This window comes from Cedecea neteri (assembly GCF_000758305.1).
Classification (GTDB): domain Bacteria; phylum Pseudomonadota; class Gammaproteobacteria; order Enterobacterales; family Enterobacteriaceae; genus Cedecea; species Cedecea neteri_C.
Map to the genome: position 1 here is coordinate 3,912,656 of NZ_CP009458.1, position 21,964 is coordinate 3,934,619.

Genomic DNA, 21,964 nt, shown 5'->3' on the forward strand with positions numbered 1-21,964 from the left:
AACCACCGTTGAAAACGTGACAGGCAAAAAAAAGCGCGACCGAAGCCGCGCAAAGGGATAACCAAAAAGGTCAAAACATTAACGTGAGGATTTACGGCCATAAACGGCCCAGGTAATAACCACACACACGATATAAAAGACAAGGAACAGCTTCATCGCCCCGGCAGGCGAGCCGGTTAACGCCAGCGAGGTGCCGAAAGCTTTAGGGATAAAGAACCCACCGATGGCCCCAATAGCCGAAATAAAGCCCAGCGCTGCGGCGGTATCCGTAGCGGCCTCTCGCAGGGCGACTTCGTCGCTGCCACCGGCGGCTTTTACTCTGTCCATTGTCAGCTTGCGGAAAATCACGGAAATCATCTGGAAGGTCGAGCCACTGCCCAGCCCGGCCGTCAGGAACAGCATCAGGAACACGCCGAAGAAAGCGATGAAATTCCCGCCCTGACCATTAGCTGGCAGCGTGGTGAACAGCAGCGCGCTGAAAATGGCCATCAGGATAAAGTTATACAGCGAGACGCGCGTCCCACCCCAGCGGTCGGAAATCGCCCCACCGGCAGAACGTGCCAGCGCGCCAAACAGCGGGCCAAAGAAGGCAAAATGCAGAATGTTGACGTCCGGGAACTGAGTTTTAGATAGCATCGCAAATCCGGCAGAAAAGCCGATGAACGAGCCGAATGTTGCCAGATAAAGCAGCCCCAGAATCCAGAGATGGCCGCGTTTAAGCACCGGCAGCTGTTCACGCAGGGACGCTTTGGACGCCGAAAGATCGTTCATCCCGAACCAGGCCGCTAAAGTAAATACCGCCAGAAACGGTACCCAAATCCACGCGGCATTTTCCAGGAACAGCATCGTGCCGTCGCCCTGTGCCACGCCTTTCCCGCCAAAAACGGCAAACATCGACAAGGAAATCGCCAGCGGGGCCACCAGCTGCATCACGCTCACGCCCATATTCCCCAGCCCGCCGTTAATCCCCAGCGCTCCGCCCTGTTTTGCCTTAGGGAAGAAGAAACTGATGTTTGCCATGCTGGAGGCAAAGTTCGCCCCGGCAAAGCCGCACAGCAGCGAGATACAGATGAAGGTGTTAAACGAAGTGCTGGTGTCCTGCACGGCAAAGCCCAGCCAGACGCACGGAATAATCAAAATACCCGTGCTGAATGCCGTCCAACGGCGGCCGCCAAAGACCGGCACCATGAACGAGTAAGGTACACGCAATAGCGCGCCCGAAACGGAAGGTAACGCCGTGAGCATAAACAGCTGATCGGTGGTGAACGTAAAGCCGACCTTATTCAAATTTACCGCTACCGCGCTGAACAGCATCCAGACGCAGAAGGCCAGCAGCAGGCTTGGGACGGAAATCCACAGGTTACGGCTGGCGATCCGGTGACCTTTTTGCTGCCAGAACTGCGGGTCTTCCGGCCGCCAGTCGGTAATCAGTGCACCCGACGGCTTCTCGGGAACGGGGGACTGTGACATAAACACCTCATTTCGTGTGAGTAAATGCCGCAACCTTAGGGTTCCTGCGTCGAGATTAGTTGATGTAAATCAAGGGATAATCTATCTCTCCAGCGGGCAAAAATCCCCCCTCATTCTTTGTGAGTAATCTTCTGGCAAAAAAATAACGTGATTTATCACACCCCTGCGGGACTTGCTGCCGATCGCCCCTAATGCCCTGCCACCTTTGGCAATTTAGGGGTAATCCTTTGGGGGTATGGGTATACTCCAGCTGTTGGCCGAAAATAGCGCCACTCGTCACCTTCCTCGCTTCAGGAGCCCGTTTGCCAATGCTAAAACGCCTGTTTTCTCCCCTTTCGCTGGTCAATCAGCTCGCGCTGGTTGTCATGCTGCTGGCGATTTTAAGCGTGGTGGGAATGGCGATGGCCGGGTGGCTGGCCCAGGGGATTTCGGGCAATGCCCACGCGATCAACAAAACGGGCTCCATGCGCATGCAGAGCTACCGGCTGCTGGCGGCCATTCCGCTGACGGAGCAGGACAAGGTGCTGCTGCGAGAAATGGAGCAGACCACCTGGAGCGACGATCTCCGCCTTGCCGCCGAGCGCGACGGGCAGCAGGTCAAGCTTCAACAGCTACAAGATTACTGGCGCAGCACGCTTGAACCCGCGCTGATTGCCGCTCAAACGCCGCAACAGGTAAAACCCGCCGTCGCCCATTTTGTCGCCAGCATTGATGAACTGGTCAGCTCCTTCGACCGCACCACCGAGATGCGCCTGCATCACGTGATTTTGCTGCAGCAGGGTATGGCGGTATTACTCGGGCTATTGATCGTCTTTACCCTGATTTGGTTACGCAAAAGGTTACTCCGCCCGTGGCGTCAGCTGCTGGCGATGGCCACGGCCATTGGTCAGCGAGACTTCACCCAACGGGTGAATATTCGCGGTCGCGACGAAATGGCCACCCTTGGGAGCGCGCTTAACAGCATGTCCAGCGAGCTGGCGCAAAGCTACGCCGTGCTCGAGCGGCGAGTCCGGGAGAAAACCGCCGGGCTTGAGCAAAAAAACCAGATGCTCACCTTCCTCTACGAGGCTAACCGCCGCCTGCACGCGCAGGCCCCGCTGTGCCAGCGTATTTCCCCCGTGCTGAGTGAGCTGCAGGTTTTAACGCCGCTGCTGGGCATCGTGCTGCGGGTGTACGAGTACGAAGATGAAGAGAATTATCAGGAATACACGTTCCAGCCGGACGCGCACTGCGATGCCCGGGGTTGCCAGCTGTGCCCCGATGCCGGGGCAGTGCTGCCGCAGGACACCACCACGCTGAAATGGCGCCTCACCGATAACCATCTTCATTACGGCCTGGTGCTGGCCCAGCTTCCGTTGGGCAAAACGCTGACCGAAGACCAGCTGCAGCTTATCGCCACGCTGATGGAACAGCTCACCGCCACGCTCGCCATGGAGCGTCAGTATGAGCACCAGCAGCAGTTAGTGGTGATGGAGGAACGCTCCGCCATCGCCAGGGAACTGCACGACTCCATCGCCCAGTCACTTTCCTGTATGAAAATGCAGGTCAGTTGCCTGCAAATGCAGGGCAAAACGCTGCCGGAGGAAAGCCGGACGCTGCTGGAACAAATTCGCGGCGAGTTGAATACCTCCTGGCGGCAGCTGAGAGAATTGCTGACCACCTTCCGCCTTAAGCTCACTGAGCCAGGCTTACGCCCGGCGCTTGAGGCCAGTTGCCAGGAATTCAGCGACAAACTGGGCTTTCCGGTGACGCTGGACTATCAGCTCCCGCCGCGCTTAGTGCCTTCTCACCAGGCGATTCATTTAGTACAGATTGCACGCGAAGCGCTGAACAATAGCCTGAAACACGCGGAAGCCACCGCCTGTGGCATAAGCGTCACCCGCCACGGAAATCAGGTACGCCTTGTGGTTTGGGACAACGGGCGCGGTATTTCCGGCAGCGGCGAGCGCAGCAATCATTACGGCCTTATTATCATGCGCGACCGCGCTCAAACCTTGCAGGGTGACTGCCAGGTTCGCCCCCGTCCCTGCGGCGGCACCGAAGTGGTCGTCAATTTCATCCCCGAAGCACCGCTTTCTTCCGTAACAAGGAGCGAAGAATGAGTCATCAGGAAGCAGCAACCATTTTGCTGATAGACGATCATCCCATGATGCGTACCGGCGTTAAGCAGCTCATCAGCATGGCGCCAGAGCTGGCCGTCGTCGGCGAGGCCGGCAGCGGCGAACAGGGCGTGCAGCTTGCCGAAGCGCTCGATCCAGACCTGATCCTGCTCGACCTGAACATGCCGGGCATGAACGGGCTGGAAACGCTCGACTGCCTGCGCGAAAAAGCGCTGTCAGGGCGCATTGTGGTGTTTACCGTTTCGAACCATGAAGAAGACGTGGTCACCGCCCTTAAGCGCGGTGCGGATGGCTATTTGCTGAAAGACATGGAGCCGGAAGATTTGCTCAAAGCCCTGCAGCAGGCTGCGGCGGGGGAAATGGTACTCAGTGAAGCGCTGACCCCAGTGCTGGCGGCCAGCCTGCGGGCCAACCGTGCCACCTCAGACCGTGACGTCAATCAGCTTACTCCACGGGAACGCGATATCCTGAAGCTGATAGCCCAGGGGCTGCCGAACAAGATGATCGCCCGTCGCCTGGACATCACCGAAAGCACGGTGAAGGTGCACGTCAAACACCTGCTGAAAAAAATGAAGCTTAAATCCCGGGTAGAAGCCGCCGTTTGGGTTCACCAGGATCGCATTTTTTAGCGCCGGCTACTCCCCCGGCAGCAAGGAGTAACGTGGGTCACTTTCGGGGGCAATCAGCAGCGGAGCAGCAGGTTTGAGCACAATCTCATTCGACGTGACGCGCTGGCCCTTTTCATCTTCCACGGTGACCGAAAGATGATATTCATTGTCGGCACCTGCCTGCCACGCGGGCAAAATAATGCTCCAGCCGTCGGCGCTGTGCGGCTGGGCCGGTGGCGTCAGGCTGAGTGCCTGGGTATCACCCTGCCATACCAGGTGCCGGATGCCGTGAGTCGCTTTCACCTGCAGCTTAAGCAGAACCGTTTCTCCCGGCTGCAGCTGCCACGGCGGCGTCGCCAGGAATACCGACAGAGTTTTACGCTGGCGGAACTGCATCACTGGGACGGATTCGCGCTCAACGCTATCGTAGCGGCTGCCGCGCAGGGAGCTGGTCGCGGCCACTTCATCCGCCGAGAGCTGCTTCTGCAGCGGCACGCCGAAACGATAATTCAGCTTAAGCCCCAGATTTTCCTGCGCGATCCCGCTTTCTCCCTGCTTATGCTGGGCCGTCAACGTAATCAGCGGCACGGGCGTGTAGTTGATCCCCATCGTTACCGCGACAGGATTTCGGTATCCACTATCGCTGTCGAAAAGCGTGACGTTGTCACCAAAATATTGTTCGAAGCTGAGGCTGGTAAAAATATGTCGATAAAACGGCAGCCAGGCCTGCGCGGTGACGTCATAGCCCCGGGCCAGGCGCTGCTCAAGCGTGTCGGTTTGCCCACGCCAACCGTTTAGCGGTTGGTAATAGTTGGCCGAAAGCCGCAGGTATTCGCCCCAGGCTTCAGCGCCAAATCCCGCCCGCTGGAGCTGCGTTGTCAGTTGGTTATCGTAGAACGAGTTGTAGCCCAGTAGCCAACTACCGGCGACCCAGCGCTGCCCCAGCCCGAAGTTACCGGTGGTGCCATTTTTTTGCTGGCTAAAGCCGAGCTGGCTCCAGGTCAGATAGCGGCTGTTGTCCTGCCAGGGCGTGAAAAGCGCACCATTGCTGCCCTTCCAGCTCCCGTGCTCATCCACCCGCAAATTAACGCTGGCTTTACCCCACGGCGAAAGCAATGTCTGGGTTTCATCGGTCACTTTGTCGGCCAGTAAATCTCTCAGGCTGGTAAAGGCGAACAGTCGCGCCTGCTCGCCGGTATCCAGCCCGTTGTCCACCATGCTGTCTTCGCCAAACTTCTTCGCCATCGCGGCAATTCTGCGCGCGGCGGCGTCGGTTTCAGGCGCAAGCCCCATGTTCGGCAGGTCATCAGCGGGAGAAGAGAAAGGATTTTGGGCCGAGGGAACAGCGTTGTTTGAAGTACTCATTGCCCCTCCCGGACGAGGGAGCAAACAACACAAGGTTAAAAGCGGAACGGCAAATCTACGCATTGATTAATGATAACACACTGGTTTTGCTCTTAACGGCAAGAACCACGCGCATGTACGACTCCAGGATTAATCCTGCTTTTCCGGGCACAAATCATACCCAGCGATAATTCAGGGCGATACACTACTTCTTATGCTCAGCGTTATCATCAAGGAGAAACCCATGCAGAAGGTAGTCATTATTGCCAACGGGGCGGCTTACGGCAGCGAATCCCTTTTTAACAGCCTGCGGCTGGCCATCGCCCTGCGCGACCAGGAGCCTCAGCCAGAAGTAAAACTGTTTCTGATGTCCGATGCGGTTACCGCTGGCCTGCGCGGTCAGAAGCCAGCAGAGGGATACAATATTCAGCAGATGCTCGAGATTCTTACCGCACAGGGCGTGCCGGTGAAGCTCTGTAAAACCTGTACCGACGGGCGCGGGATCACCAGCCTGCCGCTCATTGAAGGCGTTGCCATCGGCACGCTCGTTGAACTTGCCGAATGGACGTTAGCGTCGGACAAAACCCTCACCTTCTAATTATTTCAGCGCGGGAATATTATTTGCTTATACCCTCTCCCGCGCCATCAAGTTACCTGCAATTGTTGCCGATATTTTGCTTAGGACAACACAGCAGCAGGATAATAATTATGGTTAGATCTCTTCGTACACGTCTTCTTTTAGTCACGGCAATTTGCCTGGTCTCAGCTTTAAGTCTTAACACCTTTATCAATTACACCGTCACCAGCCGCGATAACCAGCGCGCCATCACCGACACATTAACCAGCACCAGCCTGAGCCATTCCGTTGCTATTGGCGACTGGGTCAGCGGTAAAATGGCCATCGTGAGTTCTCTGGAAAACGCCGCACTGAGTGAAGACCCCATCCCGGTCTTCACTCAGTTGGCCAAAGCCGGTGGCTTCACCAACATCTACGTGGGCTATGCGAATAAAACCGCAAAATTCTCTGATCCGACGGGGGTCCCGGCCGACTTCGACCCCACCGGGCGCCCGTGGTATCAGCAGGTGGTGAAGGACGATGGCCCCGTCGTCACCGCCCCTTACGTGGATGCCGGGACCGGTAAACTGGTCGTGACTTTTGCTGTGCCCATTAAGCAAAATGGCAGCCTAAAAGCCGTCGTGGCGGGGGATGTGGCGATGGACAGCGTGGTGGCGAACGTGCGCAGCATTCACCCTACGCCCGCCAGCAGCGGGCTGCTGATCAATAGCGATGGAACGTTGATTGCCGGTCAGGATCCTGCGCTAACGCTGAAAGCCTTTTCTGATGCCGTTCAACAGGCTGATTTACCTCAGTTGCTCGGCGATACACATCGCGCCGTCGGCACAATCAGCGGGCAAAGCAAGCAGCTGATGGCCACGCCGATTAGCGGCACACATTGGTATCTGGTCGTTGCCCTCGACGAACATGATGCCACTTCGGGGATGCGCGCTTTATTGAAGGCTTCCGCCATTGCACTGCTGGTGCTGGTGTTAATTTCCGGCGCGGTTGTGCATCTGCTGATCAGCAAGGTGATGAGCCGCCTCGGGACGATTCGCGACGGGATGCGCGCCATCAGCAGCGGTACAAATGATTTATCTCAGCGGTTGCCGGAAACCGGTCACGACGAAGTGACGGAAATTGCCCACGCCTTTAACGCCTTCAGCGACAAGCTGGGCGTAGTCATGACCCAGCTCAGGGATTCCAGCGCCTCGGTAAAAGTCGCCGCCAACGAAATTGCCGCAGGCAATCAGGAGCTTTCTACCCGTACCGAACAGGCTGCCTCCAGCCTGCGGGAAACAGCCAGCGCCGTGGAGCAGATTACCGCCTCTGTCGCAAACTCTACGGCTTCTGCCGCACAGGCGAATACTCAGGCCCATAGCGCCGGTGAAGCCGCCGAGCGCGGGGGCGAAGTGGTCTCGAAGGTCATTACCACCATGCAGGCCATTGAGCAGGCCTCAGGCAAGATTGGCGATATCACCGGCGTCATTGACAGCATCGCTTTCCAGACCAATATCCTGGCATTAAACGCTGCCGTGGAGGCTGCTCGCGCCGGGGAACAAGGCCGGGGATTTGCCGTAGTGGCAGGTGAAGTGCGTAACCTCGCCAGCCGCAGCGCGCAGGCGGCGAAGGAGATCAAAAGCCTGATCGACTCCACCACAGCAAGCGTTGCCGATGGCTCACTTTATGTGCGCCAGGCCGGTGAAGCGATGGACAAAATAGAACAAAGCGTCGGCAGCGTGCTGGTCATCATGCGCGAGATCACTCTCTCAACAGACGAACAGATGAAAGGCATTCAGGAGATTAACCACGCGGTGACCCATCTGGACAATATGGTGCAGCAAAACGCTGAACTGGTAGTGGAATCCGCAGCGGCGGCGGGTGCATTGCAAAGTCAGGCTGGCGAGTTGGCGGAAACCGCGGGGCATTTCCGTATTTAATGATGCGCTGGCGGACGTTTGCCAACGAAACGCCCGCCAGCTGAAAGGTTTCAGGCACAATATGATTATTGTTTAATCGTTACGGCATTTTTTGATCAGTATCAGCATTTCCCCCTCTCGGCTCTGGTGTGATGCCACGAGTGATTTGTGAACAACATCACGAACCAGGACAGCACCTTTGGGGGCCAGCAGGCCATGTTTGATGCGGAAGTGGAGTGAAAAATGCCAGTAGTAAAAGCCAGTCTAAAACTTTTTGGTGGCGATACCGTGGTGGTTCGCTGTTCGGATAACTGTCATATCCATTTGATGTGCGACTCAGACAAACGCGGCAGCGCGGAGGCCGACGTGCTAAGCGTGCAAAATCGCCAGTCGGCCTATATCGCCGTGCCCTACAGCGGGACCTGGAAAGTACTGATCGACAGCCATACGCAGTCGCTGGAGCACTCCATCAGTTATGTTCCGGCATAAAAACTAAGGCCACCTTTCGGTGGCCTTCTTCTTCCTATGCAAAACCGGGCTGCAGTCCGCTGTCATCCTCATGCCCGTTCAGCCAGGCTCGCACCTGGTTTGCCAGCTCGGACATACGATCGTCCTGCATACCGTGCTTTTTCATCTCCTGCTCGAGAGCGAAAAGATACTGCGCATTGGTGCCCAGCGGCCCGCTGGCAGAAGCGATCAGCGGCGCGATGGTTTCTGCCCGGGTATCCGCCTCATAAAGCGGGTGACGCGGGTCCATAATGAACACCAGCGCGTTAACTGTCCGCCCATCATCCAACTCGAGTTTGCACCAGGTTGGCAAATAACAGCCGGTAATCATCTCCCGCTTCCAGACCAGCGTCAGCTCGTCTTCCAGACCTGCCTCCGGCAGCCGATAAGCCAGCCCGGTTGTTCTGCCGCCCTCTTTAAGCGCGAGCATACGCCCTGGGCGACAGGCGGTTCCACGCCCTGCCGTCAACCGCAGGCAAAATGCACGATGCCAGCCCACCAGCATGCCGGGGGCTGACTCTTCAAATTCAAAAGCCGGGTTCCACATCAGTGAACCGTAACCAAAGAGCCATACCGGACTTTGGTCTGGGCGACAAGCGAGCGTGGCGGCAAGAGACGCCGAACGCTGCTCAGGGGACCACAGTAACGATTCCTCAATGGCACCAAAAGCCGTCTTACAATCCGCTTTCATTAAGAAATCACGCGTTAACACGATATACCTCCGCCACTGCTTGCTTCCGTGCGACTGCACACGCTGCGCCTTCCCGGCATTTATTGACAACTTTTGCCTACTAATAGAGCAATATATCAAGACCATAAGCAATTCACCGCGCGCTGGCAAGCATGATAACGATCACAAAACAGATAAATTGTCATTTTTTCTTGCCAGACTGACGTGTGTTACTCTGTCGCCAATAAATTAGGCATACATAATGGAGGGTTAATTTTCATAACACCTTTGTTTGTAAACAATGCACTCGCCCGTTACTGTATCTCTAACATACTGATTTCGCGCTCAGGTTGTGATTTTCATGCCAATACCCGGGACAAACACCGTCTAAAATAACGGTTATTTGATTTAATGAAATTCATATCGATATGTTTTATTTAAATTAAATAAAGAATACACGCCATTTTGGCAAACCAGACTTAAATTCAAATAAATGCCGTAAAAATAAGTAAATTTTTAACTAAAAGTAACGGTTTTTTGCTAGTTTATATGACTTCAAAAACCTGACTATAATGATCAAAACAGGTTATCGCCTGCAGAGATGGAGAAGTTGAATGACAAAAACACAACATGAGGCGGTAAAAACCCGCCACAAGGAGAGTTCTCTCATTTTCCCGGTACTGGCACTGGCGGTACTGGCGATGTGGGGGTCAAGCCAGTCCCTGCCGGTGGTTGTCGGCATCAATATTTTGGCGCTGGTCGCCATCCTGAGCAGTGCCTTTAGCGTTGTTCGTCACGCGGACGTGCTGGCGCACCGTCTGGGTGAACCCTACGGCTCGCTGATTCTGAGCCTGTCGGTCGTTATTCTTGAAGTTAGCCTGATTTCCGCGCTGATGGCCACCGGCGATGCCGCCCCAACGCTGATGCGCGACACGCTCTATTCCATCATCATGATTGTGACCGGTGGCCTTGTGGGCTTCTCCCTGCTGATGGGCGGCCGCAAATTTGCCACGCAGTACATGAACCTGTTTGGTATTAAACAGTACCTGATCGCCCTCTTCCCGCTGGCGGTGATCGTGCTGGTGTTCCCGATGGCGCTGCCGGGCGGTAATTTCTCGCTGGGTCAGTCCCTGCTTGTGGCGTTGATTTCTGCCGCCATGTACGGCGTGTTCCTGCTTATTCAAACAAAAACGCACCAGAGCCTGTTTGTTTACGAGCACGAAGATGAAGGCGACAGCGACGACCCGCACCACGGCAAGCCGTCCGCGCACAGCTCCGCATGGCACACGGCCTGGCTTATCGTCCACCTGATTGCGGTGATCGCCGTGACCAAGATGAACGCCAACCCGCTGGAGCATCTCCTGGACGCAATGGATGCCCCGGCTCAGTTCACCGGCTTCCTGGTCGCCTTGCTGATTCTGTCTCCGGAAGGTTTGGGGGCGTTAAAAGCGGTGCTGAGCAACCAGGTACAGCGCGCCATGAATCTGTTCTTCGGTTCCGTGCTCGCCACCATTTCCCTGACTGTACCGGCGGTGACGCTGATTGCCTGGTTCACCGGCAACGACCTGATTTTCTCCCTCGGCATGCCGCAGATGGTGGTGATGATGGCAGCGCTGGTGCTGTGTCAGATTTCGTTCTCCACCGGCCGCACCAACGTGCTTAACGGCACCGCGCACCTTGCGCTGTTCGCTGCCTACCTGATGACAATCTTTGCCTAGACAAACAGCAAGACTGCCCATAAGGGCAGTCTTTAGTGTTTACTCCCTCTCCCCGTGGGAGAGGGTCGGGGTGAGGGCATCAGGCCACAGCAGACTCATTTCGCTGTCTCCCTCAAGAGAGGGAAACAAATATAAAAAAACCCGCCGAAGCGGGTTTTCTTTTTTGCAGCAATTACTTGCTGGTGTCCAGCGGCTCGAAGTTTTTCACCAGATCGTCAATCGCTTTAATCTGGGTCAGGAAAGCTTCCAGCTTCGCCAGCGGCAGCGCGGATGGGCCATCGCAGCGGGCGTTGTCCGGGTCCGGGTGCGCTTCAATAAACAGACCGGCAAGGCCAGTGGCCATCCCGGCGCGAGCCAGTTCAGTAACCTGAGCACGACGGCCACTTGATGCCGCCCCAAACGGGTCACGGCATTGCAGCGCGTGGGTGACATCGAAAATCACCGGCGCGCCGTTAGAGACCTGTTTCATCACGCTGAAGCCCAGCATGTCGACAACCAGGTTGTCGTAGCCGAACTGCGTGCCGCGATCGCACAGGATGATTTTGTCGTTGCCGCCTTCGGCGAATTTATCCACGATGTTGCCCATTTGACCTGGGCTGACGAACTGTGGCTTCTTCACGTTGATGACGGCGCCGGTTTTGGCCATCGCTTCAACCAGGTCGGTCTGGCGAGCCAGGAAAGCGGGCAGCTGAATCACGTCAACCACATCTGCCACAGGCTGTGCCTGTTGAGCTTCATGCACGTCAGTGATGATTTTCACGCCGAAGGTTTGCTTCAGCTCCTGGAAAATCTTCATGCCCTCTTCCAGGCCAGGGCCGCGGTAAGAGTGAATGGATGAACGGTTAGCTTTATCAAAAGAGGCTTTGAACACGTACGGGATACCCAGTTTTTGGGTCACGGTCACGTAGTGTTCGCAGATGCGCATCGCCAGGTCGCGAGACTCCAGAACGTTCATGCCGCCAAACAGCACAAACGGCAGGTCGTTTGCGACGTTGATATCGCCAATGTTAACCACTTTTTGTTTCATATGTTCGCCTTATCAGGTGTGAACTTAATGCAGGGTAATCTGCTTGTGCGCAATCGAATTGATTTGCGCCTTAATCATTTCGCTAATCGGATCTTCCGGGCACTGCTCAACAAAATAGCTCAAGTCGTTGAGCGCCACGTGCTCACAGTCCAGCTGCGCATAAATCAGGCCGCGGTCGCGGATTTCATATGGGTCTTCAGGATTAAACTGCAGCAGCACTTCGCTGGCGCGCAGCGCCATCTCCATCTGCCGCTCCTCCATCAGCGCGGACTTGAGCGTGTCCAGCAGTTTGCGGATCACCTCCGCGTTGTCGGACTCGTCCAGATCTTCGTCGAACAGCTCCGCCGTCGGGTTAATATTGCCTTTGATCCACACTTCCAGCGTGTGTTCATCCAGCGTGTCGCCGTTAAACGGATTGATAAGCCACATTTCGCCATCCATCCAGTCGGCGCGCAGGATAAGCTGCGTTGGGAAGATAACCGGCATCAGCGGAATATCAAGCTGTTCGGCAAGCCACAGCAAGATTGCCCCAAGGGAAACTGCGCTCCCTTGACGGCTTTTTAAAACGTTGTCCAGCCACAGGGCGTCGGACAGGCGATACACGCCGCCTGAGTCCTTAAAACCCCATTCGCCGTAAAAGAGTTCCAGCAGTTTTTCCAGCTGCAGGTCGGGATGCGCCCCCTGGCAAATCTCTTCTTTTGCCAGGCTGACCAGCTCCCCAAGCTGCGCTTTCACTTCTGCGGTCGGGAAATCATCCCGAATCAGCTGCGAGACCAGAATCATGCCCTCGCAGAGCGGTGCCTGATTAAATTCGAAATCGGCTAACGACTTCATACTTACCCCAATATCGGTATTTTAGTGGTGGCGAGTTTTATGATGATGTAGAGCACCACCAGCCCCAGCAGAAAAGCAAACCAACGAACCTGCTGGCTGCGCGGGCGTTTTCCCAGCGCGATAAAACCTAAAGCGATATAGATAATAACGCCAAACAGCTTTTCAGTCAGCCACGTTCCCTGCGGCGTAAAAGGATAGAAATGCGTAACCATAACCAGCGCGAAACCACTGATCAATAACAGCGTATCATTAACGTGCGGTACGATGCGCACCCAGCGCTTGCCGGACATCACCGACCCGCGATATTGCCACCAGTAGCGTAAAACAAACAGGCTGATTGAAATAACGACGGTGAAAATATGCAGATATTTAAGTGAGAAATAAGTCGCCAAAATGTCTGTTCCTTAATAAGTCAAAGATAGCGTCCTGACGTCAGGCGATCGTTATCGCCATAATCTTTGTAGGTTGCAACCTCGGTAAAACCGGCGTCCCGCAGCAAACGCTGCACGCTTTCGCCCTGCGTCCAGCCGTGCTCGAGCACCAGCCAGCCACCGGGTTCGAGAAAACGGCGTGAATCGTTAACCAGAGTTTCTAAATCGGCCAGGCCATGATTCTCCGCCACCAGCGCGCTTTTCGGCTCAAAGCGAACGTCACCTTCACTGAGGTGCGGATCGGCTTCGTCGATATACGGTGGATTACTGACAATCAGCGCAAAACGTTGGGCATCGAGGGCGCTAAACCAGTGACTTTGCAGCACTCTGACGTTGGTTATACCCAGGTTGTCTGCGTTCATTTTTGCCAGCTCTACCGCTTCTGGCACCACATCCAACGCGGTGACATCACAGTCAGGACGTTCGCTGGCCAGCGCCAGGGCAATAGCGCCAGTCCCGGTGCCAAGATCCAAAATTGTGCACGGAGCGGTTGGCAGCTTTGTTAACGCATGTTCGACGAGGCATTCAGTATCAGGGCGAGGAATAAGCGTCACCGGAGAAACACGCAACGGGAGCGACCAAAATTCCCGCTCCCCAACAAGGTGTGCAATCGGTTCACCGCGTTCCCGGCGCGCCAGCAGATCATCAAGCTCGGTTTCCTGGGCTGGCGTCAGCGTAGTTTCACCAAACGCGAGAATAAACGTGCGCGATTTGCCGGTGACAAACCCCAGTAAAATCTCCGCATCTCGCTTCGGGCTTTCGCTTTGCGCCAGGCGTTGAACGGTCTGGCGAAGCCATGACTGAAACTCCATTAATCCTGCTCGGACAGCGCCGCGAGCTGATCGGCCTGGAATTCCTGCACAATCGGCTCGATCAGGGCGTCGATTTTCCCTTCCATCACTTCATCCAGACGGTAAAGGGTCAGGTTAATGCGGTGGTCGGTCACGCGCCCCTGCGGGAAGTTGTAGGTCCGGTTGCGGTCAGAGCGGTCACCGGAGCCCAGCAGGTTACGGCGGGTGGAAGCCTCTTCCTGCTGACGTTTGGCGACTTCGGCAGCGCGAATACGCGCCCCCAGTACAGAAAGCGCTTTGGCTTTGTTTTTGTGCTGAGAACGTTCATCCTGGCACTCCACCACAATGCCGGTCGGCAAGTGGGTAATACGGATGGCTGAGTCGGTGGTGTTAACGTGCTGGCCGCCCGCGCCGGAAGAACGGAAAGTATCGATGCGCAGATCCGCCGGGTTGATGTCTGGCAGTTCCGCTTCCGGGATTTCCGGCATCACCGCCACGGTACACGCGGAAGTATGAATACGCCCCTGGGATTCCGTGGCCGGGACACGCTGTACACGGTGGCCGCCGGATTCAAATTTCAGGCGACCATAGACGCCCTCGCCGCTGATTTTGGCAATCACTTCTTTGAAACCACCGTGCTCGCCTTCGTTGGCGCTGATGATTTCAATGCGCCAGCGGCGGGATTCCGCATAGCGGCTGTACATGCGGAACAAATCGCCGGCAAACAGCGCGGCTTCGTCCCCGCCGGTGCCGGCACGAACTTCGACAAACGCATTGCGCTCATCATCGGGATCTTTTGGCAGCAGCAGAACCTGAAGCTGCTGCTCCAACTCTTCGCTGCTGGTTTTCGCTTCGGCCAGTTCTTCCTGCGCCATTTCGCGCATTTCCGGGTCGCTGAGCATGCTTTCTGCAGTTTCAATGTCTTCCTGTACCTGACGCCATTGCAGGAAACAGCGCGATACATCGCTTAACTGGGCATATTCACGAGACAGGGCGCGGAAGCGGTCCTGATCGGCAATGGTCGAGGCATCGCCAAGCAGGGCCTGAACTTCTTCATGGCGCTCCTGCAAGGCTTCCAGTTTGGCAACAATAGAAGGCTTCATGGGCGGTGGTTCACCTTGTAATAAGAGTTGTGTGTGCTAATCCAGCCCGAGGCTGTTACGCAGGATTTGCAGGCGTTCGTCATCCCCGTCACGGGCGGCCTGCGTGAGCGATTTGGTTGGGGCATGAATCAGGCGGTTGGTTAGTTTCCAGGCCAGATCCTGCAGTACAGATTCCGCGTCGCCACCCTGTTGCAGGGCAGCCAGCGCTTTGGCAGCGAGGTCGTCTCTCACCTGCTCTGCCTGACTACGGTATTCGCGAATGGTCTCGGAGGCGCTTTGCGCGCGCAGCCAGGCCATAAATTCACTGCATTCCTGCGCCACGATAGTTTCAGCCTCAACCGCCGCCGCTTTGCGCTGCGCGAGGTTGCTCTGAATAATGGCCTGCAGGTCGTCCACGCTGTAAAGGTAGGCGTTCGCCAGCTTACCGACTTCCGGTTCAACATCACGCGGTACGGCGATGTCTACCAGTAGCATCGGCTGGTTACGGCGAGCTTTAAGCGCGCGTTCCATCATCCCCTTGCCGATAATAGGCAGCGGGCTGGCGGTAGAACTGATGATGATATCGGCATCCGCCAGACGTTCGTCAATCTCGCTCAGGCTAATCACTTCCGCGCCGACCTCATCGGCCAGCACCTGGGCGCGTTCTCGGGTACGGTTGGCGATAATCATCTTCTCAACTTTGTGCTCGCGCAGATGGCGGGCAACCAGTTCAATTGTCTCCCCGGCACCGACCAGCAGGACGGTAACCGAGGAGAGTGATTCAAAGATTTGCCGTGCCAGGGTGCAGGCAGCAAACGCGACGGAAACGGCGCTGGCGCCAATATCGGTTTCGGTGCGCACGCGCTTGGCAACGGAGAAGGACTTCTGGAACATGCGCTCCAGCTCGCTTGAAAGCGAATGACCTTTTTGGGAATCGGCAAAGGCTTTTTTCACCTGCCCGAGGATCTGAGGTTCGCCCAGCACCAGGGAATCCAGGCCGCTGGCCACGCGCATCAGATGGCTGACGGCGTCGTTATCGTGGTGCCAGTAAAGGCTTTTGCGCACTTCCTCTTCGTTGAGGTTGTGGTAGTCACACAGCCAGCGTACCAGCCCTTCGTGCAGGTTTTCCTGTTGCTCAACGCTCAGATATAACTCAGTTCTGTTACAGGTCGACAGCACCACCCCGCCCTGGACCATAGGCTGTTCCAGCAAGCTGCCCAACGCCTGGTCGAGCGTGTCTGGCGAAAACGTTACACGTTCTCGCAGCGATACTGGCGCGGTTTTGTGGTTAATTCCTAACGCTAACAGGGTCATGGAGCGGTCTGAGTAATACCGATGTTGATAAGGATTTCTGGTCGCATCATACAGGATGAGCCGAATCAATAAAAGAGAGCTTCCCCTTGCGGAGTAAGTGGATGATTTATGATTTAAGACAACATGACCGTAGACGCCCTGCCGCCCGCCCGCTAGCATGAACGGTTGACCACAAAAATGAATTTAAGGATTTGCTGCCGCCATGTTGATGCCAAAAGCCCGTCTGATGCGCCTTCTGCCCCTTGCCAGCCTCGTACTGGCTGCCTGTTCAGTCAACCAACCGAGCGGCCCGGGCAAAAGTCCTGACTCGCCGCAGTGGTTAGAACACCAGCAACAAGTGCAAAAAATCACCCAATATCAGACGCGTGGCGCTTTTGCTTATCTCTCCGATAGCCAAAAGGTATATGCCCGCTTTAATTGGCAGCAAACCGCCCCGGACCGCTACCGCCTGCTGCTGACTAACCCGCTCGGCAGCACCGAACTTGAGCTTAACGCTCAGCCGGATCGGGTTCAGTTGACCGACCGCGACGGCAAGCGCTACACCGCCACAGATGCGGAAGAGATGATCGGCAAGCTGACCGGGATGCCTATTCCGCTGAACAGCCTGCGCCAGTGGATGCTCGGCCTGCCGGGCGACTCCACAGACTACAAGCTGGACGACCAGTACCGCCTGCGCGAAGTAAATTACACCCAGGGAGGCAAAACCTGGAAAGTGGTGTACAGCGATTACGACAGCAAAACCCAGCCTTCTCTGCCGTCCAACATGGAACTGCGCGAAGGCGACCAGCGCATCAAGCTGAAAATGGACAGCTGGACGGTGAAATAATGATCTCCCACTGGCCTTCTCCTGCAAAACTGAACCTGTTTTTGTACATCACCGGCCGCCGTGCCGACGGCTATCACAACCTGCAGACACTGTTTCAGTTTCTCGATTATGGCGATACGCTGACCATCGAACCGCGTCACGACGGCATAATTCAGTTGGTGACGCCGATTGACGGCGTGCCTGACGAAGAAAACCTGATTGTGCGCGCCGCCCGTATGCTGGTGGAGTTCGCCACAGAAAAAGGCACCCTGCCAGATGGCGCAGGGGCGGATCTCGGTGTTGAAAAGCGTCTGCCGATGGGCGGCGGGCTGGGCGGTGGCTCCTCGAACGCAGCCACCGTGCTGGTGGCGCTGAACCATCTCTGGAAAACCGGCTGCAGCGAAGACGAACTGGCCGCGCTGGGCATTCGCCTTGGTGCCGACGTGCCGGTATTTGTCAGGGGCCACGCCGCCTTTGCTGAAGGCGTCGGTGAAATCCTGACGCCGGTTGAACCTGCAGAAAAATGGTACCTGGTTGCGCATCCGGGCGTGAGTATTCCAACGCCGGTCATTTTTGGCGATCCGGACCTCCCGCGCGAAACCCCGGTCAGGTCAATTACGACGTTGCTAAAATGTGAATTTGGCAACGATTGTGAGGTTATCGCAAGAAAACGTTTTCGCGAGGTTGATGCCGCGCTTTCCTGGCTGTTAGAATACGCGCCGTCGCGCCTGACCGGCACCGGCGCTTGTGTGTTTGCTGAATTTAACACCGAGCAGGCCGCCCGGCAGGTGCTTGAGCAAGCCCCGGAATGGCTGCATGGGTTTGTTGCGCGAGGCGTTAATAGATCTCCGCTGCATCAGGCCATATCCGGGCAAGCTGGGCATTGGTGACAACGTCACCTCGTTTCAGACGTTGCATCGTGCTCTTTAATACACCGCCTGGATGGGGGCTACCCCGCCCGCACATTATGCGGTAGCAACCATCCGCCACTGGACGCATGCCTGAGGTTCTTCTCGTGCCTGATATGAAGCTTTTTGCTGGTAACGCCACCCCGGAACTAGCACAACGTATTGCCAACCGCCTGTACACCTCCCTTGGTGACGCCGCCGTCGGTCGCTTTAGCGACGGTGAAGTAAGCGTACAAATCAACGAAAATGTACGCGGTGGTGATATTTTCATCATCCAGTCCACCTGTGCCCCAACGAACGACAACCTGATGGAACTGGTTGTTATGGTTGATGCCCTGCGCCGCGCTTCTGCAGGTCGTATCACCGCTGTTATCCCTTACTTTGGTTACGCTCGTCAGGACCGCCGCGTGCGCTCCGCTCGTGTGCCAATCACTGCGAAAGTCGTTGCTGACTTCCTCTCAAGCGTAGGGGTTGACCGTGTTCTCACCGTGGACCTGCACGCTGAACAAATCCAGGGCTTCTTTGACGTCCCGGTAGACAACGTCTTCGGTAGCCCAATCTTGCTGGAAGATATGCTGCAAATCGGTCTGGAAAACCCAATCGTGGTTTCCCCGGACATCGGCGGCGTGGTACGTGCCCGTGCTATCGCTAAGCTGCTGAACGACACCGATATGGCTATCATCGACAAGCGCCGTCCGCGCGCTAACGTTTCTCAGGTTATGCATATCATCGGTGATGTGTCCGGCCGTGATTGCGTGCTGGTTGACGACATGATCGATACCGGCGGCACCCTGTGCAAAGCAGCGGAAGCGCTGAAAGAACGCGGCGCTAAACGCGTATTCGCCTATGCAACTCACCCAATCTTCTCCGGAAACGCGGTGCACAACCTGCGCAATTCGGTGATCGACGAAGTGATTGTCTGCGATACCATCCCGCTGTCTGACGAAATCAAAGCCCTGCCAAACGTCCGCACCCTGACCCTGTCCGGTATGCTGGCTGAAGCTATTCGTCGTATCAGCAACGAAGAATCTATCTCTGCGATGTTCGAACACTGATAGACGTTGCTTTTAAAACCCGCTGCGGCGGGTTTTTTCGTTTTTGTACTACTCTTTTTTCAATGCCTCCTTCACCTGCCTGAACGACAGATGATGCGCTCACGGATGGAATCACAAGTGAAAACCGTATCTTCTTCTCACGTAATGCCTTTTCGCGCCCTGATAGATGCCTGCTGGCGCGAAAAGTACACCCTGTCCCGCTTTAGCCGCGACGCCATCGCCGGAGTGACCGTTGGGATCATTGCTATTCCTCTGGCTATGGCGCTGGCCATCGGCAGCGGCGTTGCGCCGCAGTACGGTTTGTACACCGCCGCCGTCGCCGGGATTGTCATCGCCCTTAGCGGCGGCTCGCGCTTCAGCGTCTCCGGCCCAACAGCGGCTTTCGTGGTGATCCTCTACCCGGTCGCACAGCAGTTTGGCCTTGCGGGGCTGCTGGTTGCCACGCTGATGTCCGGGATATTCCTGATCCTGTTTGGGCTGGCGCGATTTGGGCGGCTTATCGAGTACATTCCGCTGTCGGTGACGCTGGGCTTTACCTCGGGGATCGGGATCACTATTGCGACGATGCAGGTGAAGGACTTTTTCGGCCTGACGCTGGAGCACGTGCCGGAACACTACCTGAATAAAGTGGCCGCGCTGGCGATGGCGCTGCCCACGGTGAATATGGGTGACGCTGCCATTGGCATCGTGACGCTGGCAGTCCTGATTTTCTGGCCTCGTCTGGGGATCCGCCTGCCGGGGCATCTGCCTGCGCTACTGGCGGGCTGCGCCGTCATGGCTATCGTCACTTCACTGGGCGGCGAAGTCGCTACCATCGGCTCCCGGTTCCACTACATGCTGGCCGACGGCACCCAGGGTAACGGCATTCCTCAACTGCTTCCTCAGCTCATGCTCCCGTGGGCGATGCCCAATTCGGACTTCACGCTGAGCGGGGATTCGCTTAGCGCGCTGCTGCCTGCCGCGTTTTCTATGGCCATGCTGGGCGCCATTGAATCGCTGCTTTGTGCGGTGGTGCTGGATGGCATGACCGGCACCAAGCACAACGCCAACAGCGAGCTTGTCGGCCAGGGGTTGGGGAATATTATTGCTCCGTTCTTCGGCGGCATTACCGCCACCGCAGCCATTGCCCGTTCCGCCGCCAACGTTCGAGCTGGCGCGACATCGCCGGTGGCCGCCATTATTCATTCGCTGCTGGTGATCCTGGCCTTGCTGGCACTCGCCCCCCTGCTTTCCTGGCTGCCCCTTTCGGCGATGGCGGCCCTGCTGCTGATGGTGGCGTGGAACATGAGCGAGGCGCATAAAGTCGTCAACCTGCTGCGCCGTGCGCCGAAAGACGACATCATCGTGATGCTGATCTGCATGTCGCTGACCGTGCTGTTTGACATGGTGATTGCCATCAGCGTCGGCATTGTGCTCGCCTCGCTGCTTTTCATGCGCCGGGTGGCGCGTATGACACGCCTCGCGCCGCTTAGCAATGTGAATACGCCGGAGGATGTACTGGCGCTGCGCGTCACGGGGCCGCTGTTTTTTGCCGCTGCCGAAGGATTGTTTACCCAGTTAGCCCAGCAGGTACCGGGACATCGTGTGGTTATTCTGCAGTGGGATGCCGTGCCGGTGCTGGACGCTGGCGGCCTGGATGCCTTCCAGCGCTTTGTGGAGAAATTGCCGGAAGGCTGTGAGCTGCGGGTAACAAACCTTGAATTCCAGCCGCTGCGCACCCTTGCGCGGGCTGGTGTTAAGCCGATTGCAGGCCGTCTTGCGTTCTTCCCGGACGTACAGGCTGCACTGGCCGCCAACTAGCGGCCAGTGTCGTACCTACTGCCCGGCTTCTCGCTGACGCCGGGTCGTTACACTTTCACGGTTCACGCCCCAGTTGTCGGTTTCAACCTCATCGATAACCACAAATGTGTCGGCGGGCTTTTTGTTTAATACCTGCTCCAGCAGATCGGTGACGCCCTCAATCAGCGCCAGCTTCTGCTCTGCGCTAACCCCTTCCCGGGTGACGCGAATATTAACGTATGGCATAGCGGGTCTCCTGTTACCAAATCCCGGCGGTACTGCCGCCGTCCACGGCCATTACCGTGCCGCTGACGAACTGTGAATCCGTCAGGTACAACACGGCATTCACCACATCCTGCACGGTGCCTGTCTTCCCGCTCGGAGACAGCGAGCTTAGAAAACCTACCGAGCCTGAATAATCTGCGTGCAGCGGCGTCTCGATAATGCCGGGCGCAACGGCGTTAACCCGCACATTGTCCGCGGCCAGTTCTAAAGCCAGCGCCCTGGTCGCCTGGTTCAAACCGCCTTTCACCATCACCGGCAGCAATGCAGGCACCTTAACGTTAGGCTGCATGGCCACGCTCGCCGTGATGTTCACAATATGACCCGACTTGTTTTTGCTCATATGGCTGGCGGCTAGCTGTGACGGGAAAAGGAACCCTTTCAGGTTAGTGTTGATCAGCGCATCAATATCCTGCTCGCTATAGTCGCTCGCCGGTTTCGGGATAAAAATCCCGGCGTTATTGATCAGAATATCCACGCGACCAAAAGCGGCGATTGCCTGCCTGAACAGCGCTTCTGCGGTGGCCTTCAGCGCAATATCTCCGGCCACCGCCAGGAAGTTCGCCGGGTTCCCCAGGCTTGCCGCCGCCGTTTCTAAGCGCTTCAGCGTGCGGCCATTGCCGACAACGTTGTAGCCGCGAGCCAGATAAGCCTGGGCGATAGCCAGTCCAATACCGCTCGAGGCGCCAGTCACAATAACGGTTGGGGTTGAGTTCATGATTTGCTCCTGTGGGTGAATGTGGA

The 21,964-nt window shown here is 56.5% G+C and carries 21 protein-coding genes; 10 read left to right on the forward strand and 11 right to left on the reverse strand.

What is annotated here, in order from left to right:
* Positions 1 to 78: 78 nt before the first annotated feature.
* Complete coding sequence (locus LH23_RS18200) at positions 79 to 1,470, reverse strand: NarK family nitrate/nitrite MFS transporter (protein WP_039294204.1); 1,392 nt, start codon at positions 1,468 to 1,470, stop codon at positions 79 to 81.
* 308 nt (positions 1,471 to 1,778) lie between these two features.
* Here LH23_RS18200 and narX point away from each other — a divergent pair, with 308 nt between their 5' ends.
* Both narX and narL read left to right on the forward strand, forming a co-directional pair.
* Positions 1,779 to 3,572, forward strand: a complete 1,794-nt coding sequence (gene narX, locus LH23_RS18205) for a nitrate/nitrite two-component system sensor histidine kinase NarX (protein WP_039294207.1) — start codon at positions 1,779 to 1,781, stop codon at positions 3,570 to 3,572.
* Positions 3,569 to 4,219 carry a two-component system response regulator NarL gene (gene narL / locus LH23_RS18210; RefSeq protein ID WP_008454210.1) on the forward strand — a complete coding sequence of 217 codons (651 nt, stop codon included), beginning with the start codon at positions 3,569 to 3,571 and terminating at the stop codon, positions 4,217 to 4,219. Before narX ends, narL begins: the two co-directional genes overlap by 4 nt.
* A gap of 6 nt (positions 4,220 to 4,225) precedes the next feature.
* On the opposite strand, the gene LH23_RS18215 is transcribed toward narL, so the two are convergent.
* Positions 4,226 to 5,626, reverse strand: coding sequence for a YchO/YchP family invasin (locus LH23_RS18215; protein WP_039294211.1), 1,401 nt, complete (start codon positions 5,624 to 5,626; stop codon positions 4,226 to 4,228).
* A gap of 160 nt (positions 5,627 to 5,786) precedes the next feature.
* On the opposite strand from LH23_RS18215, the gene LH23_RS18220 reads away from it, so the two are divergent.
* From LH23_RS18220 to LH23_RS18230, 3 genes are all read left to right on the forward strand, one after another.
* Positions 5,787 to 6,140: a DsrE/DsrF/TusD sulfur relay family protein gene (locus LH23_RS18220; RefSeq protein WP_039294214.1), complete on the forward strand. Its 354-nt coding sequence runs from the start codon at positions 5,787 to 5,789 to the stop codon at positions 6,138 to 6,140.
* A 110-nt stretch (positions 6,141 to 6,250) separates the two neighbouring features.
* Positions 6,251 to 8,038: a methyl-accepting chemotaxis protein gene (locus LH23_RS18225; protein WP_039294217.1), complete on the forward strand. Its 1,788-nt coding sequence runs from the start codon at positions 6,251 to 6,253 to the stop codon at positions 8,036 to 8,038.
* 222 nt (positions 8,039 to 8,260) lie between these two features.
* Positions 8,261 to 8,506, forward strand: coding sequence for a DUF1883 domain-containing protein (locus LH23_RS18230; protein ID WP_039294220.1), 246 nt, complete (start codon positions 8,261 to 8,263; stop codon positions 8,504 to 8,506).
* 34 nt (positions 8,507 to 8,540) lie between these two features.
* On the opposite strand, the gene LH23_RS18235 is transcribed toward LH23_RS18230, so the two are convergent.
* Positions 8,541 to 9,236, reverse strand: coding sequence for a gamma-glutamylcyclotransferase (locus tag LH23_RS18235; protein WP_039294223.1), 696 nt, complete (start codon positions 9,234 to 9,236; stop codon positions 8,541 to 8,543).
* Positions 9,237 to 9,808: 572 nt separating this feature from the next.
* Between LH23_RS18235 and chaA the strand changes: the two genes are divergently transcribed.
* Positions 9,809 to 10,912: a sodium-potassium/proton antiporter ChaA gene (gene chaA / locus LH23_RS18240; protein ID WP_039294226.1), complete on the forward strand. Its 1,104-nt coding sequence runs from the start codon at positions 9,809 to 9,811 to the stop codon at positions 10,910 to 10,912.
* A gap of 172 nt (positions 10,913 to 11,084) precedes the next feature.
* Here chaA and kdsA read toward each other — a convergent pair whose 3' ends face one another.
* From kdsA to hemA, 6 genes are read right to left on the reverse strand one after another with little or no spacing between them, the layout of a single operon-like run.
* A complete protein-coding gene (gene kdsA, locus LH23_RS18245; protein WP_039294229.1) occupies positions 11,085 to 11,939 on the reverse strand; it encodes a 3-deoxy-8-phosphooctulonate synthase in 855 nt (284 codons plus the stop codon).
* Positions 11,940 to 11,963: 24 nt separating this feature from the next.
* Positions 11,964 to 12,773 (reverse strand): invasion regulator SirB1, encoded by an 810-nt coding sequence (gene sirB1, locus LH23_RS18250; protein WP_039294232.1) that lies wholly within the window; start codon positions 12,771 to 12,773, stop codon positions 11,964 to 11,966.
* A gap of 2 nt (positions 12,774 to 12,775) precedes the next feature.
* Entirely contained in the window at positions 12,776 to 13,165 is a 390-nt protein-coding gene (locus tag LH23_RS18255) for a SirB2 family protein (RefSeq protein ID WP_008454190.1), read from the reverse strand.
* 20 nt (positions 13,166 to 13,185) lie between these two features.
* Positions 13,186 to 14,016, reverse strand: coding sequence for a peptide chain release factor N(5)-glutamine methyltransferase (prmC, locus tag LH23_RS18260; protein ID WP_039294235.1), 831 nt, complete (start codon positions 14,014 to 14,016; stop codon positions 13,186 to 13,188).
* Positions 14,016 to 15,098 (reverse strand): peptide chain release factor 1, encoded by a 1,083-nt coding sequence (gene prfA, locus LH23_RS18265; protein ID WP_039294237.1) that lies wholly within the window; start codon positions 15,096 to 15,098, stop codon positions 14,016 to 14,018. The genes prmC and prfA overlap by 1 nt, the downstream gene beginning before the upstream one ends.
* Positions 15,099 to 15,134: 36 nt before the next feature.
* Positions 15,135 to 16,391: a glutamyl-tRNA reductase gene (gene hemA, locus LH23_RS18270; RefSeq protein WP_008454185.1), complete on the reverse strand. Its 1,257-nt coding sequence runs from the start codon at positions 16,389 to 16,391 to the stop codon at positions 15,135 to 15,137.
* Between the two features lie 202 nt (positions 16,392 to 16,593).
* Here hemA and lolB point away from each other — a divergent pair, with 202 nt between their 5' ends.
* The 4 genes from lolB (at position 16,594) to dauA (ending at position 20,959) form a co-directional block, all read left to right on the forward strand.
* Entirely contained in the window at positions 16,594 to 17,217 is a 624-nt protein-coding gene (lolB, locus tag LH23_RS18275; protein WP_039294240.1) for a lipoprotein insertase outer membrane protein LolB, read from the forward strand.
* Positions 17,217 to 18,086 carry a 4-(cytidine 5'-diphospho)-2-C-methyl-D-erythritol kinase gene (gene ispE / locus LH23_RS18280; RefSeq protein WP_039294243.1) on the forward strand — a complete coding sequence of 290 codons (870 nt, stop codon included), beginning with the start codon at positions 17,217 to 17,219 and terminating at the stop codon, positions 18,084 to 18,086. Before lolB ends, ispE begins: the two co-directional genes overlap by 1 nt.
* A gap of 125 nt (positions 18,087 to 18,211) precedes the next feature.
* Positions 18,212 to 19,159 carry a ribose-phosphate diphosphokinase gene (gene prs / locus LH23_RS18285; protein WP_008454180.1) on the forward strand — a complete coding sequence of 316 codons (948 nt, stop codon included), beginning with the start codon at positions 18,212 to 18,214 and terminating at the stop codon, positions 19,157 to 19,159.
* Positions 19,160 to 19,264: 105 nt separating this feature from the next.
* Positions 19,265 to 20,959, forward strand: a complete 1,695-nt coding sequence (gene dauA, locus LH23_RS18290; RefSeq protein ID WP_071842747.1) for a C4-dicarboxylic acid transporter DauA — start codon at positions 19,265 to 19,267, stop codon at positions 20,957 to 20,959.
* Positions 20,960 to 20,974: 15 nt separating this feature from the next.
* Here the strand turns inward: dauA and LH23_RS18295 are convergent, their stop codons facing one another.
* Both LH23_RS18295 and LH23_RS18300 read right to left on the reverse strand, forming a co-directional pair.
* Complete coding sequence (locus LH23_RS18295; protein ID WP_039294250.1) at positions 20,975 to 21,184, reverse strand: tautomerase family protein; 210 nt, start codon at positions 21,182 to 21,184, stop codon at positions 20,975 to 20,977.
* A 13-nt stretch (positions 21,185 to 21,197) separates the two neighbouring features.
* Entirely contained in the window at positions 21,198 to 21,938 is a 741-nt protein-coding gene (locus tag LH23_RS18300; RefSeq protein WP_039294254.1) for an SDR family NAD(P)-dependent oxidoreductase, read from the reverse strand.
* Positions 21,939 to 21,964: the final 26 nt, after the last annotated feature.

Excerpts from the sequence above, each read along its gene's own strand:
- LH23_RS18200 (WP_039294204.1), bottom strand. The coding sequence starts at position 1,470 with ATGTCACAGTCCCCCGTTCCCGAGAAGCCGTCGGGTGCACTGATTACC.
- narX (WP_039294207.1), top strand. The coding sequence starts at position 1,779 with ATGCTAAAACGCCTGTTTTCTCCCCTTTCGCTGGTCAATCAGCTCGCG.
- narL (WP_008454210.1), top strand. The coding sequence starts at position 3,569 with ATGAGTCATCAGGAAGCAGCAACCATTTTGCTGATAGACGATCATCCC.
- LH23_RS18215 (WP_039294211.1), bottom strand. The coding sequence starts at position 5,626 with ATGCGTAGATTTGCCGTTCCGCTTTTAACCTTGTGTTGTTTGCTCCCT.
- LH23_RS18220 (WP_039294214.1), top strand. The coding sequence starts at position 5,787 with ATGCAGAAGGTAGTCATTATTGCCAACGGGGCGGCTTACGGCAGCGAA.
- LH23_RS18225 (WP_039294217.1), top strand. The coding sequence starts at position 6,251 with ATGGTTAGATCTCTTCGTACACGTCTTCTTTTAGTCACGGCAATTTGC.
- LH23_RS18230 (WP_039294220.1), top strand. The coding sequence starts at position 8,261 with ATGCCAGTAGTAAAAGCCAGTCTAAAACTTTTTGGTGGCGATACCGTG.
- chaA (WP_039294226.1), top strand. The coding sequence starts at position 9,809 with ATGACAAAAACACAACATGAGGCGGTAAAAACCCGCCACAAGGAGAGT.
- kdsA (WP_039294229.1), bottom strand. The coding sequence starts at position 11,939 with ATGAAACAAAAAGTGGTTAACATTGGCGATATCAACGTCGCAAACGAC.
- sirB1 (WP_039294232.1), bottom strand. The coding sequence starts at position 12,773 with ATGAAGTCGTTAGCCGATTTCGAATTTAATCAGGCACCGCTCTGCGAG.
- prmC (WP_039294235.1), bottom strand. The coding sequence starts at position 14,016 with ATGGAGTTTCAGTCATGGCTTCGCCAGACCGTTCAACGCCTGGCGCAA.
- prfA (WP_039294237.1), bottom strand. The coding sequence starts at position 15,098 with ATGAAGCCTTCTATTGTTGCCAAACTGGAAGCCTTGCAGGAGCGCCAT.
- hemA (WP_008454185.1), bottom strand. The coding sequence starts at position 16,391 with ATGACCCTGTTAGCGTTAGGAATTAACCACAAAACCGCGCCAGTATCG.
- lolB (WP_039294240.1), top strand. The coding sequence starts at position 16,594 with ATGTTGATGCCAAAAGCCCGTCTGATGCGCCTTCTGCCCCTTGCCAGC.
- ispE (WP_039294243.1), top strand. The coding sequence starts at position 17,217 with ATGATCTCCCACTGGCCTTCTCCTGCAAAACTGAACCTGTTTTTGTAC.
- dauA (WP_071842747.1), top strand. The coding sequence starts at position 19,265 with ATGGAATCACAAGTGAAAACCGTATCTTCTTCTCACGTAATGCCTTTT.
- LH23_RS18295 (WP_039294250.1), bottom strand. The coding sequence starts at position 21,184 with ATGCCATACGTTAATATTCGCGTCACCCGGGAAGGGGTTAGCGCAGAG.
- LH23_RS18300 (WP_039294254.1), bottom strand. The coding sequence starts at position 21,938 with ATGAACTCAACCCCAACCGTTATTGTGACTGGCGCCTCGAGCGGTATT.